The 13,874-nt window shown below is 68.3% G+C and carries 17 protein-coding genes and 1 pseudogene; 12 read left to right on the top strand and 6 right to left on the bottom strand.

Going from position 1 to position 13,874, the window contains the following annotated elements; genetic code table 11:
• The first annotated feature begins 1 nt into the window (after position 1).
• Both GNX95_RS23730 and GNX95_RS23725 read left to right on the top strand, forming a co-directional pair.
• On the top strand, positions 2–1,240 hold the full coding sequence (locus GNX95_RS23730) for a YeeE/YedE family protein (RefSeq protein ID WP_163509582.1): 1,239 nt from the start codon (positions 2–4) through the stop codon (positions 1,238–1,240).
• The gene (locus GNX95_RS23725; RefSeq protein WP_163509581.1) at positions 1,241–1,744 is read left to right on the top strand and encodes a hypothetical protein; all 504 of its coding nucleotides are present in this window, start codon (positions 1,241–1,243) and stop codon (positions 1,742–1,744) included.
• On the opposite strand, the gene GNX95_RS44385 is transcribed toward GNX95_RS23725, so the two are convergent.
• On the bottom strand, positions 1,714–2,400 hold the full coding sequence (locus GNX95_RS44385) for a hypothetical protein (protein WP_163509580.1): 687 nt from the start codon (positions 2,398–2,400) through the stop codon (positions 1,714–1,716). The genes GNX95_RS23725 and GNX95_RS44385 overlap by 31 nt on opposite strands.
• Here GNX95_RS44385 and GNX95_RS44380 point away from each other — a divergent pair.
• Positions 2,399–2,770: a DUF222 domain-containing protein gene (locus tag GNX95_RS44380; protein ID WP_425483911.1), complete on the top strand. Its 372-nt coding sequence runs from the start codon at positions 2,399–2,401 to the stop codon at positions 2,768–2,770. The genes GNX95_RS44385 and GNX95_RS44380 overlap by 2 nt on opposite strands.
• Positions 2,771–2,910: 140 nt before the next feature.
• Here GNX95_RS44380 and GNX95_RS43360 read toward each other — a convergent pair.
• Positions 2,911–3,073: pseudogene (locus GNX95_RS43360) on the bottom strand (integrase core domain-containing protein); the annotation flags it as partial.
• A 149-nt stretch (positions 3,074–3,222) separates the two neighbouring features.
• Between GNX95_RS43360 and GNX95_RS23705 the strand changes: the two are divergent.
• Positions 3,223–3,642: a hypothetical protein gene (locus tag GNX95_RS23705; RefSeq protein ID WP_163509578.1), complete on the top strand. Its 420-nt coding sequence runs from the start codon at positions 3,223–3,225 to the stop codon at positions 3,640–3,642.
• On the opposite strand, the gene GNX95_RS23700 is transcribed toward GNX95_RS23705, so the two are convergent.
• Positions 3,616–4,122, bottom strand: coding sequence for a MarR family winged helix-turn-helix transcriptional regulator (locus GNX95_RS23700; RefSeq protein WP_246281713.1), 507 nt, complete (start codon positions 4,120–4,122; stop codon positions 3,616–3,618). The two genes, GNX95_RS23705 and GNX95_RS23700, sit on opposite strands and share 27 nt — an antisense overlap.
• A 101-nt stretch (positions 4,123–4,223) precedes the next feature.
• Here GNX95_RS23700 and GNX95_RS23695 point away from each other — a divergent pair, with 101 nt between their 5' ends.
• The 7 genes from GNX95_RS23695 to GNX95_RS23665 all read left to right on the top strand — a co-directional run bounded on the left by GNX95_RS23695 (position 4,224) and on the right by GNX95_RS23665 (position 9,839).
• Positions 4,224–5,144, top strand: coding sequence for an NADP-dependent oxidoreductase (locus GNX95_RS23695; protein WP_163509577.1), 921 nt, complete (start codon positions 4,224–4,226; stop codon positions 5,142–5,144).
• 126 nt (positions 5,145–5,270) lie between these two features.
• On the top strand, positions 5,271–6,287 hold the full coding sequence (locus GNX95_RS23690) for a hypothetical protein (RefSeq protein WP_163509576.1): 1,017 nt from the start codon (positions 5,271–5,273) through the stop codon (positions 6,285–6,287).
• A 67-nt stretch (positions 6,288–6,354) separates the two neighbouring features.
• Positions 6,355–7,923, top strand: coding sequence for a hypothetical protein (locus tag GNX95_RS23685; RefSeq protein WP_163509575.1), 1,569 nt, complete (start codon positions 6,355–6,357; stop codon positions 7,921–7,923).
• Between the two features lie 63 nt (positions 7,924–7,986).
• Positions 7,987–8,670: a flavin reductase family protein gene (locus tag GNX95_RS23680; RefSeq protein WP_163509574.1), complete on the top strand. Its 684-nt coding sequence runs from the start codon at positions 7,987–7,989 to the stop codon at positions 8,668–8,670.
• Positions 8,671–8,697: 27 nt separating this feature from the next.
• Positions 8,698–9,375, top strand: a complete 678-nt coding sequence (locus tag GNX95_RS23675) for a TetR/AcrR family transcriptional regulator (RefSeq protein ID WP_163509573.1) — start codon at positions 8,698–8,700, stop codon at positions 9,373–9,375.
• Positions 9,359–9,508 carry a hypothetical protein gene (locus GNX95_RS23670; RefSeq protein ID WP_163509572.1) on the top strand — a complete coding sequence of 50 codons (150 nt, stop codon included), beginning with the start codon at positions 9,359–9,361 and terminating at the stop codon, positions 9,506–9,508. Before GNX95_RS23675 ends, GNX95_RS23670 begins: the two co-directional genes overlap by 17 nt.
• The gene (locus GNX95_RS23665) at positions 9,462–9,839 is read left to right on the top strand and encodes an MBL fold metallo-hydrolase (protein WP_163509571.1); all 378 of its coding nucleotides are present in this window, start codon (positions 9,462–9,464) and stop codon (positions 9,837–9,839) included. The genes GNX95_RS23670 and GNX95_RS23665 overlap by 47 nt, the downstream gene beginning before the upstream one ends.
• 150 nt (positions 9,840–9,989) lie before the next feature.
• Here GNX95_RS23665 and GNX95_RS23660 read toward each other — a convergent pair whose 3' ends face one another.
• From GNX95_RS23660 to GNX95_RS23650, 3 genes are read right to left on the bottom strand one after another with little or no spacing between them, the layout of a single operon-like run.
• Positions 9,990–10,745 carry an SDR family NAD(P)-dependent oxidoreductase gene (locus GNX95_RS23660; RefSeq protein WP_343034941.1) on the bottom strand — a complete coding sequence of 252 codons (756 nt, stop codon included), beginning with the start codon at positions 10,743–10,745 and terminating at the stop codon, positions 9,990–9,992.
• Positions 10,733–11,977 (bottom strand): histidinol dehydrogenase, encoded by a 1,245-nt coding sequence (hisD, locus tag GNX95_RS23655; protein WP_163509570.1) that lies wholly within the window; start codon positions 11,975–11,977, stop codon positions 10,733–10,735. The genes GNX95_RS23660 and hisD overlap by 13 nt, the downstream gene beginning before the upstream one ends.
• The gene (locus tag GNX95_RS23650) at positions 11,974–12,951 is read right to left on the bottom strand and encodes a LacI family DNA-binding transcriptional regulator (RefSeq protein WP_163509569.1); all 978 of its coding nucleotides are present in this window, start codon (positions 12,949–12,951) and stop codon (positions 11,974–11,976) included. The genes hisD and GNX95_RS23650 overlap by 4 nt, the downstream gene beginning before the upstream one ends.
• Before the next feature lie 77 nt (positions 12,952–13,028).
• Between GNX95_RS23650 and GNX95_RS23645 the strand changes: the two genes are divergently transcribed.
• A complete protein-coding gene (locus GNX95_RS23645) occupies positions 13,029–13,871 on the top strand; it encodes a 3-hydroxyacyl-CoA dehydrogenase family protein (RefSeq protein ID WP_343034940.1) in 843 nt (280 codons plus the stop codon).
• Positions 13,872–13,874 lie beyond the last annotated feature (3 nt).

The following is a 13,874-nucleotide window of genomic DNA, read 5'->3' as shown; positions in this document are numbered from 1 at the left end:
CATGGCGGTAGCGGACGAAAGCCTGTCCACGGGGATCACGAGACCGGTGGCGCCACCGGCGAAATGGGCGGTGATCGGCGTCGGCGCGGTGCTGGCCGTCGGCCTCGGCGGCTGGATTTTCGCGGTCGGCGGCGGCAAGACGGTCATCCTGTATGTCCTCGGCCTGCTTTTCGGTCTGGTACTTTTCCACTCACGGTTCGGATTCACCTCGGCCTGGCGGCAGCTCGTCGCGGTCGGCCAGCCGAAAGCGTTGCGCGCACACATGTTGATGCTCGCGGTCGCGTGCGTGCTCTTCGCGATCCTGCTCGGTGGCGGCATCGGTTTCGGTGCCACGCCACAGGCATCGCTGCAACCGGTCGGCGCCGGGGTCGTCGTCGGAGCGTTTCTTTTCGGTGTCGGCATGCAACTCGGCGGCTCGTGCGCCTCCGGCACGCTGTACGCCGTCGGCAGCGGACAGACCTCGATCCTCATCACGCTCGGTGGTTTCATCGCCGGATCGGTGCTGGGCGCCGCCAACTTCACCTTCTGGAGCAAGACGATCCCGACCGGGCCGACCGTGTCGCTGGCCAAGACACCGCTCGGATATCCGGGTGCGTTGGCGATCTCGCTGGCCGCGATGGCGGTGATCGTCGGCATCTCGTACTGGGTCGAGCGGCGCCGCAAGCCTCCGGCGGTCGAGGAACCGCCGACCGCGAGCGGATTCCTGCGCGCCGTCCGTGGCGCGTGGCCGCTGTGGGTCGGCGCCATCGGCCTGGCCGTGCTCAACGCGGCGACGCTCTTCTTCTCCGGAAGCCCGTGGGGCATCACCTTCGCGTTTGCGTTGTGGGGCTCCAAATTCCTGCAACTGTTCGGTGTCGACGTGGCGCACTGGGCCTACTGGCAGGTGCCGAAAAACGCCGCCGCGCTGGACGCCTCGGTCCTGCTCGACAAGACCTCGGTGATGGACTTCGGCATCATCCTCGGCGCGCTGATCGCCTCCGCCGCGGCCGGAGCTTTCGTGCTGCACCGCGGAATTCCGTGGAAGCTCGCGCTCGGCGCGGTGATCGGAGGTGTGCTGATGGGCTATGGCGCGCGGCTGGCCGGCGGCTGCAACATCGGCGCGTACTTCTCCGGCATCGCCTCCTTCAGCCTGCACGGCTGGCTGTGGGGCCTGCTGGCCATCGCCGGCACGTACGCCGGCCTGCGCCTGCGGCCGCTTTTCGGCCTGGCCAACCCCAAACCGACCGACGCGGTGTGCTGAATGCCGACCGTCACCAAGCTCCGGATCGTCCTGTATTCGTCGGTCGCGGCCGTGCTGGTGTTCGCGGCCGCGACCGGCGGCACGATCTGGCTAAGATCCAGCCAGCAGCGCGCGACCACCGCTGCCACGGTTTCGTCGACGACCACACCGAAAGCCGAGGTCGACCAGGGACGTGCGACCGCCGGTCAGCCGGCGCCGAAGAAGCATCCGGTGCGGCACGTCAAGCTCGCCGTGACCGGCGCCGGACCGGTGTCGCTCACCTACGACACGACCGGAACCGGGTTGGTGCGCAAGGAAAGTGGCGTTTCGCTGCCGTGGCAGGACAACTACCAGTGGCCGGCCGACCAGCCGCTGCAGGTCGTACAACTGCTTGTCCAGGCGGCCGACGGAAAGACCGTCACCTGCACGGTCACCGTCGACGGCAGGGTGGCGGTCACCAAGTCATCGTCGGCCGGCCAGCCAGTCGCCGTCTGCTACGCGAAGTTCGCCCCGGTGAGATGGTAGCTGGTGCCTCGCCAGAAAACATTGGCCGAGGTCACCGCCTCGCCGTCGGCTTCAAATCGCCGGCGCCTCGAAGTCAGTTTCACTCGCAGCGAAGGGAAAATGCTATCCACCGACGTGGTTGGTGGCGTGGTTTTGTCGGTGTGGCCGGTATTATTGGAGCCATGACCACTCCTTCCGCCACCACCGCGCCAGTCGGTGACCCATGGCCGGAAGAAGACGCGGACGCGCTCGCGGCGATGCTGCGTGACGCCGAGCGTGAATATCGCAAGGCCGCGGCGCGTGTGTTGAATATCGTGAACGCGATCGAGCACAAAGAGGCGTACGAGCAGCTGGAGGCGAAAAACATCCAGCAGCTGTTGGAAGACCAGTTGTTGCTCTCCCCGACCGAGGCCAGTCGCCGGGTGCAGCGCGCTCGCGCGTTCTGCCCGGGCATGGCGTTGAACGGTGAGATGTTGGCGCCGAAGCTGGACCTCGCCGCCCAAGCCATGCGCCGCGGCGACCTCGCGGACTCGCAGTTGGACGCGATCCGTACGGTGATCACGAGGTTGCCGGCGCACGTGGACTTCCAGCAGCGCCGCGAAGCCGAAGCGGCCGTGGTGGAGTGCGCCAAGCACATGGACGCCGGTCGGCTCTACCGGCTCGGCACCCGGTTGCATGCCTATCTCCTGGGAGATGCTCCGCGATTGTCTGGGTGTGGCGCGTGCGTACGAAGGCCTCACCATCAGCCCGGAAACCGCCCGCCGCCTCGCCTGCGACGCGGACATTATTCCGGTCATCCTCAACTCCGAAGGCGTACCACTGGACGTCGGCCGCAAGGAACGGCTGGCCGGCCCAGAGCTGCGGAAAGCGTTGATCGCACGAGACAAAGGCTGCACCCGGCCCGGATGCACGCGGCCCGTCCGGCACACGCGGTCGCACCACATCGTCATGGGTGGACGGTGGCACCACATGTCTGGAAAATTGCGTGTTGCTCTGCGACCGCCATCATCGCGAAAATTCACCACACCGACTGGACCGTACGGATGAACAACGGCCACCCGGAGTTCATCCCACCACTCGATGTGGACTACGAGCAAAAGCCGCTGCGAAATACCTACCACCTGTACGGCTGAACCGAACAGGTGGACCACCAACCAACAACACAAGCGCTTGTTTCCTCGCCTCAGCTATCGGAATGTTGAGACGAGGACCAAGCGCGTCCCCATGCATCTCAGCCTGGCATGGCAGGGCGGCTCGGGAGCAGATATTGGCGGCCTGTCTCCGAGTGCGCTGTGGCGGTGTTGAGTGTTGTAGTGCTGGAGCCATGGTGCAAGGGGCGGCCGATCGTTCGGTGTTTCTGGCGTAGACCTGCCGCCACGCTCGGCCTCCTCGGCCTCGACACGCCACTCCGACCCGGAGGTTCTCCCTCTATCAACCAGCCGCGCCACCACCAACGTCCTGGCCGGGTGCAACTAGAATCGCGGCGGAAGGAGGGCGCGATGAGCGGTGCCGCTCGGTTCGTTTGGTCCTCTGGCTGCCTGCACGGGCTGGTTTGTGGCCTGTTCGTGACGTTTTGCGATTACTGGTGGCGCGGCGTCGACGCGCCGGTCCCGCTGTTCGCCAGCCTCATCCTCGTCCCGTACGGCCTCATCGCCGGCTTCGTCGTCGGACGTCGCCGGCCGGTGCCGATCGCGGGCGGCGTCGGCGCGGTCACGGCCCTGGTCAACGTCGGCCTGGTCACCGTCGTGGAGGCCATCGTCACGGCGATCACCGAGCCGGCCACGATCTATCCGATCGCCTGGATCCTTTACGGCGTCATGTTCCTGCTGCCGATCGTCGCGATCAGCGCCATGTGCGCGGTGGTCGGCGGTGCGCTCGCGCAGTCGCGGCTGCTAGCGGCGCTTACGCGGCGTCGCTGACCGTGGCGGCTGCCGCCGCATGTGGTCGCGTACGCGCGACATGATGTCGCCGAGGCGGCGCAGGTCACGGTCGGACAGCGGCTCGAACAGCAGCCGGCGGACGACCTCGATGTGGCCGGGCAACAGCCGGTTGACCAGCGCCACGCCTTTCCCGGTGATCGTGACCACCGTCGATCGCTCGTCGTCAACGCTCGGGCCACGGGTGATCAGGCCGGCTTTTTCCAGCAGGCCGGCCTGATACGTGAGTCCGCTGCGGCTGTAGACGACCCCGTCGGCGAGCTGGGTCATGGTCAGCTGGCCGTCGCCGCCGGCCAACCGCGTCAGGATCCCGAACTGCACCGAGCTGAGTCCGCTGTCGGCACGCAACTGCAGCTCGACCTGGTGCTGCAGCAGGCTGACCGCCTCGGTGAGCGCGAAATAGGCAGCCAGCTGCTCGGGCTCCGGCGAGTCGATGCCGGGATCGACCAGTGATCCACTCACTCCCGTCAACTTACCTGCTTCGAGTCCGAAGCGCTTGCACTTCGAATTCGAAGCACTTACGCTTCGTCTTGTACTTCAACTTCGAAGCAACTGGAGTGGTCATGAAGGCGATGCGTTATCCCGCGTACGGCGACAGCGACGTGTTGGCGTACGAGGAAACCGGGGAGCCGGTGGCCGGTGCCGGGCAGGTTGTCGTCCGGGTCGCCGGCACCGGGTTCAACATGCTCGACGTGGCGATCCGGCTGGGGATCCTGCGCGACGCGATGCCGATACGGTTTCCGCACACGCCAAACGTCGACGTGTCCGGCGTCATCAGTGCGGTCGGCGACGGTGTCACCGGCTGGAGCGTCGGCGACGCGGTGGTGGCGTTCCTGCCGGCGACCGAGCCAGGCGCGGCGGCGGAATACGTTGTGGTGCCGGCGAAAATCCTTGCCGCGGCGCCACGGTCAGGTGAGCTGGCCGATGCCGCGGCACTGCCGGTCGCCGGCCTGACGGCCTGGCAGGCGCTGTTCGAGTACGCCGAGCTGACCGCCGGCCAGACCGTGCTCGTCAACGGCGCCGGCGGCGGAGTCGGCGGATTCGCCGTACAGCTGGCGAAACGCGCCGGTGCGACGGTGACCGCGACGGCGAGCCGGCGCAGCCAGGACCGCGTCCGGTCGTACGGTGCCGACGAGGTCGTCGACTACACCGCGACACCGGTGCTCGAGGCGGTCGCCGGCCGGCGTTTCGACATCGTGTTGCAACTTGTACGCGCCAGCGCCGAGGAAACCGCACAGCTGGCGGAATTGGTGGCCGATGGCGGCGTTTTCGTCAGCACCACGACTCCTGGTCCGGACCACGTCCGTACGCGGAACGTCATGGTACGCAGCGACGCGGCTCAGCTCACCGACCTTGTCGGCCTCGTCGACCGCGGCGAGCTCGTGGTCGACGTGGTCGATCGGCGGCCGCTCACCGACCTCGCCGCGGTGCACGACGCGGCGGCGGCCGGCAAGCTCACCGGCAAGACCGTGCTGACCCCGTGACGGCGTTTTAGCGGTAACCGGCGGCATGGTCCGAAAGTAGGTGTGCGCTGCCACTTCCGTATCGGCCGCCGGTCCGCCGGTGCGTGATAAATGGCGGCCTGTGTTCGGCGGCGATAGGTTCGCCGCGTGAAAACGACTCCAAATCGTGTTGCCGCGCTGGTGCTGGTGTTGGTGACACCGTTGGTCGCCGAGCTGGCCTTCAGTACGCCGCTGCGGATGGCGTGGCTGGTGTTGTTGTGGCTGCCGATCTATGGCGCCGGCATCCTGCTGGTGCGCGAGCTGGTGCGCCGCGCCGGCCGCGGCTGGCCGAGCATTCTGTTGCTCGGCTTCGCGTACGAGCTGGTTGAGGACGGCATCGGCCTGCAGGCGCTGTCCAGTCCGCACCTCTACCACGCGGCCGACTGGGGTGCGCGGGTTTTCGGCCTGAACCTGCCGTACTGGGAACTGAACGCCATCTATCACGTGGTTTTCAGTGCGGCTATCCCGATCTTGCTGACCGACCTGATGTTTCCTTCGCACCGCGATGTGCCGTACCTGAAGACGTTTGGTCTGGTGGTGACCGCGATCGTGGCGCTGCTGGGGTTGGGGTTGCTGCGGATTTCGGTGCCGCCGAGCCAGGATCCAGGTTACGTCGCGCCGTTGTGGGTCCTGGTTGGGACCGTGGTGGCGGTCGTCGTTGTCGGCGTGATCGCGCTGAAGGTGCTGCCACGAAAGGTCGCGAACGTCGATCGCACTTCGGTGAAGGTGCCGCCGTTGCCGGTGCTGTGGATTGTCGGCGGCGTGGCCGCCATCCTCGCGCTCGGACTGCTGTTTCCGTTTGGCGGTGCGACACAACCATCGTTCACACGTGGCTGGTGGGTCCTGGCGCCGATGGTCGCCACCGCTGCCGTCTGTGTCGGCGCGTACGTGCCGATACGCCGGTGGTCGGCGGCCGCCGGCTGGACGGACCGACACGCCTTGGCGTTGGCCGGTGGCGCGCTGGTCGGACACAGTCTCGTCGGCAGCGCGGCGGCGCATACGACGTTTGACCAGGTCGGCCTGCTCGTCGTCACCGTTGTCACGGCCGCGTTGGTCCTCCTGCTGGACTCGCGGATCCGGCGCCGCGCCACGACGGCGGAACCCGCCGAAAACCTGAGTACCTGAATACTCATGTGACGATCCCCGGCCGGCCGGCATCATGGTCGAAACCGCCGCCACCTCGGAGGATTCGATGCTGCGCCTGGCCGTGGACGCACCGCCGGTGACGGCCGCTCGGCGTACGCCACGCGGACCGGCCGGCCGGCACGGCCTGTTGATGTTGCAGCAGTCCGCCGGCAATCGCGCCGTCACACTGGCGATCCAACGCTGCGGGTCGATTCCGCCATCCGAATGTCCCTGCCACGATGACGAGCGGCCCGCACAGCTCCAGCGCGACACTGGCGATGCCGCCGCCTCCGGTCCGGACGCCGCTGCGACCGATACGGCGCCGCCGGCTCAGGCGACCGCCGGTGAGTGTCCCGGTGAAGCCGCGGCACCGCCGGCGGTCGACCCCAACGCGCCGCAAGCCCCACCGGAACGCGTGTTTTGCGCGGAGCTGCCAGACATTCCACCGGTCACGACACCATGTCCCGACGCGCCACCGGCGCTCACCACACCTCCACCGTCGACCGGTCCGCGACCCCAACTGCCGGTCCCGCCGACACCGCCACGAGCCGCGGAGGACTTCGAGAGCATCGCGGTGCTGGCCGTTTTCGCTCGCCAGCTGGCCGACTGCTTCGCCGACCGGCAGCGGCCGCGCGACAGTGCCGGTCGCCAGGCCGCGTCCGACCGCCAGTTCGCTCATTATCGTACGGATTACAACGAAACGATGCTCGGCGCGATAGCGCGACTGCGTGGCGAGGTGTGGGTCAGGCGGATGCGTCCGCGCCTCAACCGGTTGCGCGACCAACTCCTACCACCACCGGGACGCCGGCGGCCGGCGGCGCCGGTCGAGGCTGGCGAGTACGCGCGCCAGATGACGGCCGAATGGTGCCGGCAGCATGACTGGTTGCTTGAGCAGCTGCAGACGATCCGGCGCGGCTGGACGATCGCACGACGCGAGGAGCTGGACTTCCAGACGCTGATGCCGCGCGGACTGGCCGGCCGCGGCTGGCATCCACTCACCGGACCGCGACCGCCACGAGTGGCGATCGCGCCGTACGGCACCGGTGTCGGAATCGCCGCGCCACTGCGCGAATTCCTCTGCCGGCTGCGCGGCGAAGCAACCGACCGCGCGTCCAGCGCACCGTCGCCGGTCGCCGCCGCGCTTGGCCATTATTCGGTCAACAACTACAGCTGCACGCATGCGTCCGGCGACGTTTCCGGCTTTGGCCTTTCCGTCGACATCGACCTGCACACCGTCGACCGGCTCGATCCGGAGCATCGCGGGTTTTATCCGTACCAGTCGGCAATGGCGATGCTACGTGCCATCGACGCGTCAGCTCGGAGCATCGGCGCCGACTGGCGCGTGCTCTACAACGACTTCACGGTCGCGCACGATTTCAACAGGGAAAGCAATTATCGGCACGTCGGTTTCGAGGCCAGCACGACGTTTCGGCGCGAGGCCGCCACCGGCCGACAGCACGGCCAGCGGCCGGCGGCGCCGGCCGCGCCACCGACACCGGCCGGCATCAACTGGCACGGACCGCTGATCCTGCATTATCACCTCGACCTTTTCCCGGCCGAGACCACACCGATGAGCTGCCAGGACCCCGGCCAGGCGCCGAGCACCGAGTGCGCGGCACAGCCGGCGCACCGGTAGTGCGGTAAACACACGTCCGATTTCCGCCAGCGTCGGTCCGGATCCGCCGCCAGGATGGAAATCATGACAACGACGATTTCGACGCACACCAGCATCGAGCCGGCCATCCTGTACTTCGGCACGCCGGTGGTGCTGATTTCCACCTGCAACGAGGACGGCTCGGCCAACCTGGCGCCGATGTCGTCGGCGTTCTGGCTCGGCTGGCGAGCGATGCTCGGCATGAGTAGGCGGTCGCAGACCGTCAGGAACATGCAGCGCACCGGCGAATGCGTGCTGAACCTGCCGTCTGACGCGCTCGTCGCGGCGGTCGACCGGCTGGCGTTGACGACCGGCGTGAATCCGGTGCCGCCGTACAAGCAGGAACGCGGCTATCGGTTCGTTCCGGACAAGTTCGGCCGTGCCGGCCTGACGCCGCTGGCCGCGGAGACCGTGCTGGCGCCGAGAGTGGCCGAGTGTCCGGTCAACCTGGAGGCGGTCGTGGAGGCCGTACATCCGGTCGCCGAGGACGATCCGGAGCAGAAAGGCGGCATCGCCGCCGTCGAGGTGCGCATCCAGCGCGTACACGTGCACGAGGACATCCGGATGGACGGCACCGCCAACAGGATCGACCCGGACAAATGGCGGCCGCTGATCATGAGCTTCCAGAAGCTCTACGGCCTCGGCCCGCAGGTGCACGAGTCGACGCTCGCTCAGATCCCCGAGCGTGCCTATCGCAGCCCCGACGTGGATCGCGCGCGGCTTACATAATTAAGTGAGCGCTGATTTAATTCAGGCATGGCCACCTCAGCGCGCCGGCCCGGCAGGCCGCCGAACAGTGACGGCGCGGCGACCAAGGAGCGGTTACTCGACGCGGCGCTGGAACTGTTCGCGCGGCAGGGGTACGCGGCGACCACGGTGCGGCAGATCGGCGTCGCTGCAGATGTCACCGACAGCGCGATCTACGGCCATTTCGCTGGCAAACAGGCGATCTACGACGCGCTCTTCGCGGCGGCCGGACCGATGTCGGCGCAGTCGCCGCCGATCGAGGTGGACGCGTTGGCCGCCACTCCTCCAGCTGAGGCGATTCCGCGTCTGGTCGACGAAATCTGGACGCAGTGGTGCACTCCGCGAGCGCGCCGCTTCCTGCGCGTCATGCTGCAGGATGGCAGCGGCGCGGCCGGCGTCCGGGGGTTGACCGACTCGATCGAGGCCACCCGCGATCTGCTGCGGAAGCCGTTCGAGCGCTGGCAAAGCGCCGGCCTGCTGCGCTCGGACGTGCCGGCGCGGCAGCTTGTGTGGGAGCTGTTCGCTCCGCTGCAGGTGCCGCGTGTGCTTCACCTGCACGCCAACGTAAAACCGACCGATCTCGCCGCGGCACGCAAGATGGTCGACGACCATGTCGCATTTTTCCTCGCCGCTGCACTCGTCCCGGAAAGGTGCGGAAATGCTTCCCGTCGTGCACGAGACAACTGAGCGGACGATCGTTTCCTCGCGTATCAACAAAGCCGCGATGACCGACCTGCCGGCGGAGAAGCGGATACGGTCGGAAAGCATGTACGGTGACCGAAAAGTGCTCGACGAGGTGGTCAGCTTGGCGGCTGCCTGACCTGACCTTCGACCGCTACTGCGCGATCGACCTCGGTGGCCGGGTCGTACGGCTGTGGCACTGCGGACCGGGAAACGGCGCCGGCGACGCGCTCGCGCACGTGCCGGACGCGAAGATCACCTGGACCGGCAACTTCATTTCTCCCGGCATGCCGCCGATGGCGCTGATCGGCGATCCGGTCGGGTACGCGCGTACGGTCAGAGCCGTGCGGGCCGTCATCGACACCGACACGCTCGTACCAGGCCACGCGTTCGTCGGCGACGCCGAGCCGGCGCTGTCGGCTTTGGTCAGCTATCTGGAAAACCTCGCCACCGCCGTACGCCGTGGCTAGGACTCCGGACAGCCGCTCGACCAGCTGTACGACCTGCCGATGTGGGGATTTTCGTTGCCACCAGCGCCATCCGAGGTGCAGAACACGATCCGGTCACTGCACCGGCTGAACATCCTCACGACCCTACCGCTGGCTGTCGGAAACGCACCACTAGCGACCGACCATCCCGGCGGACAGGTCGATGTCGGCAGCGGTCAAACCAGGCATCTCCAGCATCGCCGCGACCGCCAGGCCGACCTCGCGCTCCTCGAGCATCCGGCCGAGAGCCGCGCGCGACACGTACGCACGCTCCGCCTCCTCGACCGTCGTCCCGGTACGCGCGGCTTCGAGCCGGAAGTTGCGTTCCATCCGCGGACCCCGCACCGGTCCCGGCGACAGCGAGTTGACCGCCACGCCGGACGGACCGACCTCGGTGGCCAGCGTGGTGGTCAGGCCGATCACCGCCGCTTTCGAGGCACAGTACGGCGTACGCCGCGCCAACGGCCGTTTTCCGCTCACCGACGCGATGTTGATGACATCTCCCCCGCCGCGCTCGATCATCGGCGGCAGAAAAGCCTGGCACATCAGGTAGACACCGCGGACGTTGACGTCGAAGACCTCGTCCCACTCCTCCGGCGAGATCTCGACGAGCGGCTTGACCGGACCGGCGACACCGGCGTTGTTGACCAGGATGGAGATCGTCTCGCCGGCCAGCTCGGTCCGGAGTGCCTCGACCGAGGCCGGATCGCCGACATCGCAGAGCGCGACCCGGCTCTCGCCTGGCAGCGCGTACGACAGCGTCTGCGCCGTACGCCCGACCAGGATCAGCCGCGCACCGCGCGCCGACAGCTCGCCCGAGATCGCGCGGCCGAGCGAGCTGCCGGCGCCGGTGACCAGCGCCGTACGACCGGCGATCACGGCTTCCACGCGAGCTGGCCGTCGCCGAACTTCGCGGCGCGTACGTCTCCGGAGCGCGCGTGTCCCTCGAACAGCTCGACCCGCGCCGCGCGTCCGCACACCTCACCGAGCATCGCGCTGGACGCCGGGTCGGTGACCTCCTGATAGGTCACGGTCTTGAGGAACTTGCCGACCCACAGGCCACCGGTGTAGCGCGCCGCGCCGCGGGTCGGCAGCACGTGGTTGGTGCCGATGACCTTGTCGCCGTAGGACACACAGGTCATCTCGCCGAGGAACAGCGCGCCATAGTCGCGCATCGCGTCCAGTGCCTTGCGCGGCTCGGCGGTCAGCACCTCGACGTGCTCGAAGGCATAGCGGTCGGCCAGCGCGTACGCGTCCTCCAGCGAGGCGACCGTGTGGATCTCGCCGTGGTCGCGCCAGGCCGGCTCGGCGTAGTCGCGGGTCGGCATGCCCGGCAGCAGCTCCTCGATGTGCTGTCCGACGGCCGCCGCCAGCTCCGGTGAGGTGGTGATCAGCACGGCCGGCGAGTCGGGTCCGTGCTCGGCCTGGCTGAGCAGGTCGACGGCGACGACGAACGGGTCGGCGGTCTCGTCGGCGATGACCAGGATCTCGGTCGGTCCGGCGAACAGGTCGATGCCGACCTCGCCGAACAGCTGCCGCTTGGCCTCGGCCACGTACGCGTTGCCGGGGCCGGCGAGCATGTCCACCCTGCCGATCGACTCGGTGCCGAGCGCCAGCGCCGCGACGGCCTGCACGCCACCGAGGATGTAGATCTCGTCGGCGCCGGCCAGGTGCATCGCCGCGACCGTCGCCGGCGGGATCTCGCCGCGCAGCGGCGGCGTGCAGGCCGCGACCCGCTCCACGCCGGCGGCCTTGGCTGTCACGATCGTCATGTGCGCCGACGCGGTGAGCGGATAGCGACCGCCCGGCACGTACGCGCCGGCGGCGGACACCGGCAGGTGGCGCTGGCCGAGCCGTACGCCCGGCAGCGTCTCGACCTCGAACTCGGTCAGCGAGGCACGCTGGTGCTCGGCGAACCGGCGCACCTGCTGCTGCACGAACCGGATGTCCTCGATGACCTGGTCGTCGACGCCGCCGACGATCCGCTCGACCTCCTCGCGGTCGAGCAGGAACGACTCCGGCGACCAGCGGTCCAGCCGCGCCGAGTGTTCGCGTACGGCCTCGTCGCCGCGGGTCCGTACGTCCGCGATGATCGCGGCGACCGTCTCACTGACGTTCATGTGCTCTCCAGAGGTGTGTGTGCGGTGGACCGGCGGATCCGCCACGGGTCCTTGAACCGCCGGTGCGTGAATGGGGCGGACGGCTGCTCGATGCGCTGCAGCAGCAGGTCCAGCGCCGCGGCCGCCATGTCGGCGAGCGGCTGGCGGACGGTGGTCAGGCTGAAGGTGTCCCAGCCGGCCATCGCCACGTCGTCGTAGCCGACGACCCAGACCTCGTCGGGCACTCGCCTGCCGACTACGTCCAGGACGCCGAGCGCGCTGAGGTCGTTGGTGCAGAAGACCGCGGTGGCGCCATCCAGGTCGGCTGCGGCCGCGCGACCCGCCTCGAAGGTGAAGTCGCCGTCGCGGGTCACCAGGTCGAGGCCGTACGCGGCACAGCCGGCGCGAAAGCCCGCGCCGCGCTCGCGGGCCGTGCTCGCCGCGGCCGGGCCGTCGACGATCGCGACCCGCCGGTGACCGGCTGCCGCGAAATAGCCGGCCACCTCGTGCGCCTTGGCGCGGTTGTCGCCGTCGACCTGGTCGCAGTCGAGCTCGGCCACCGTACGGTTGACCAGCACCACCGGCGCGCCGCGCTGGATCGCACGCGAGAGCGCCTTGGACTGCGGCGTCGCGGTCGTGAAGACCAGGCCGTCGACGAGGCGCTGGTCGATGGCCTCGATCGCCGACTCCTCGCCGGGACCGGCGCTGTCCCACAGGATCATCCGCAGGCCGCGGCCGGCCAGCTCGGCGCTGATGCTGTGGATCAGCTCCGGATAGAACGGGTTGACGACATCGTCGACCACCAGTCCGACCGTGCCTGACCTGCGCGTACGCATGATCCGCGCGGCCAGGTTGGGCTGGTATCCGGTCTGCGCGAGCACCGCCCGCACGCGCTCGCGGGTCTGCGCCGTCACTCCGGGATGGTTGTGCACGACACGGGAGACGGTCGCCTGCGAGACGCCGGCCAGCGCCGCGACGTCCTTGGTGGTGACCATGTGCCTCCTGCCGATGAATACGTATACACGATATCGCCTCTCACGCCTCGATCAAGTCTTGAAAAGCCGCTCGTCATATGCATGAATACGTAGTCATGAGGATCGCCGTGCTTGGCCTTGGCACCATGGGACGAGGGATCGCAGGCGTCGTCGCCGCCGCCGGTGAGGACGTACGCGCCTACGACCCGAACGTCGACGCGGCGCCGGCCGGCGTCCGGCTCAGCTCATCGCTGGCGGAGGCAGTGGACGAGGCAGAGCTGGTCTTCGAGGCGGTCACCGAAGACGTCGACGCGAAACGCGCGATCCTCGGTCAGCTGACCGGCGAGGCGATCGTCGCGACCAACACCTCGTCGCTGCCGCTGGAGCCGCTGTCGGAGGTCGTGCCGGATCCGGAGCGGTTCCTGGCCGCGCACTTCTTCAATCCGGCCGACCTGGTGCCTGGCGTCGAGGTCGCCGCCGGCCCGCGTACGTCCGCCGAGACGCTGGAGCGGACGTTCGCGTTCCTGCGCCACCTCGGCAAGGAGCCGATCCAGGTCAAGGCGGTGCCCGGCTTCATCGCCAACCGGCTCCAGCTGGTGCTGTTCCTCGAGGCGCTGGCGTGCGTCGAGGAAGGCCTGGCCGAGCCGGAGGAGATCGACGCCGTCGTACGGAAAACCTTCGGCTTCCGGCTCGGCGCCTTCGGTCCGCTGGCGATCGCCGACATGGCCGGTCTGGACGTGTATGCCGCGATTCTGGACTCATTGCGGTCCGCGTACGGCGAACGCTTCGCATTGCCGGAAAAACTGCGGGATCTGATCGCCGAAGGGCGGCTCGGCACGAAAAGCGGCGCCGGGTTGCGCCGCTATCCGGAGGAAGAACTGCGCGCGATGCTCAGCCGCCGCGACGAAACGTATCGACGCCTCCTGGCGGCTTCTGAGTGAGTA

Origin of the sequence: Fodinicola acaciae (genome assembly GCF_010993745.1) — a bacterium.
Lineage (GTDB): Bacteria > Actinomycetota > Actinomycetes > Mycobacteriales > HKI-0501 > Fodinicola > Fodinicola acaciae.
Note: the sequence above shows the minus strand (reverse complement) of the source record. Positions and strands in the feature narration are given on the sequence as shown.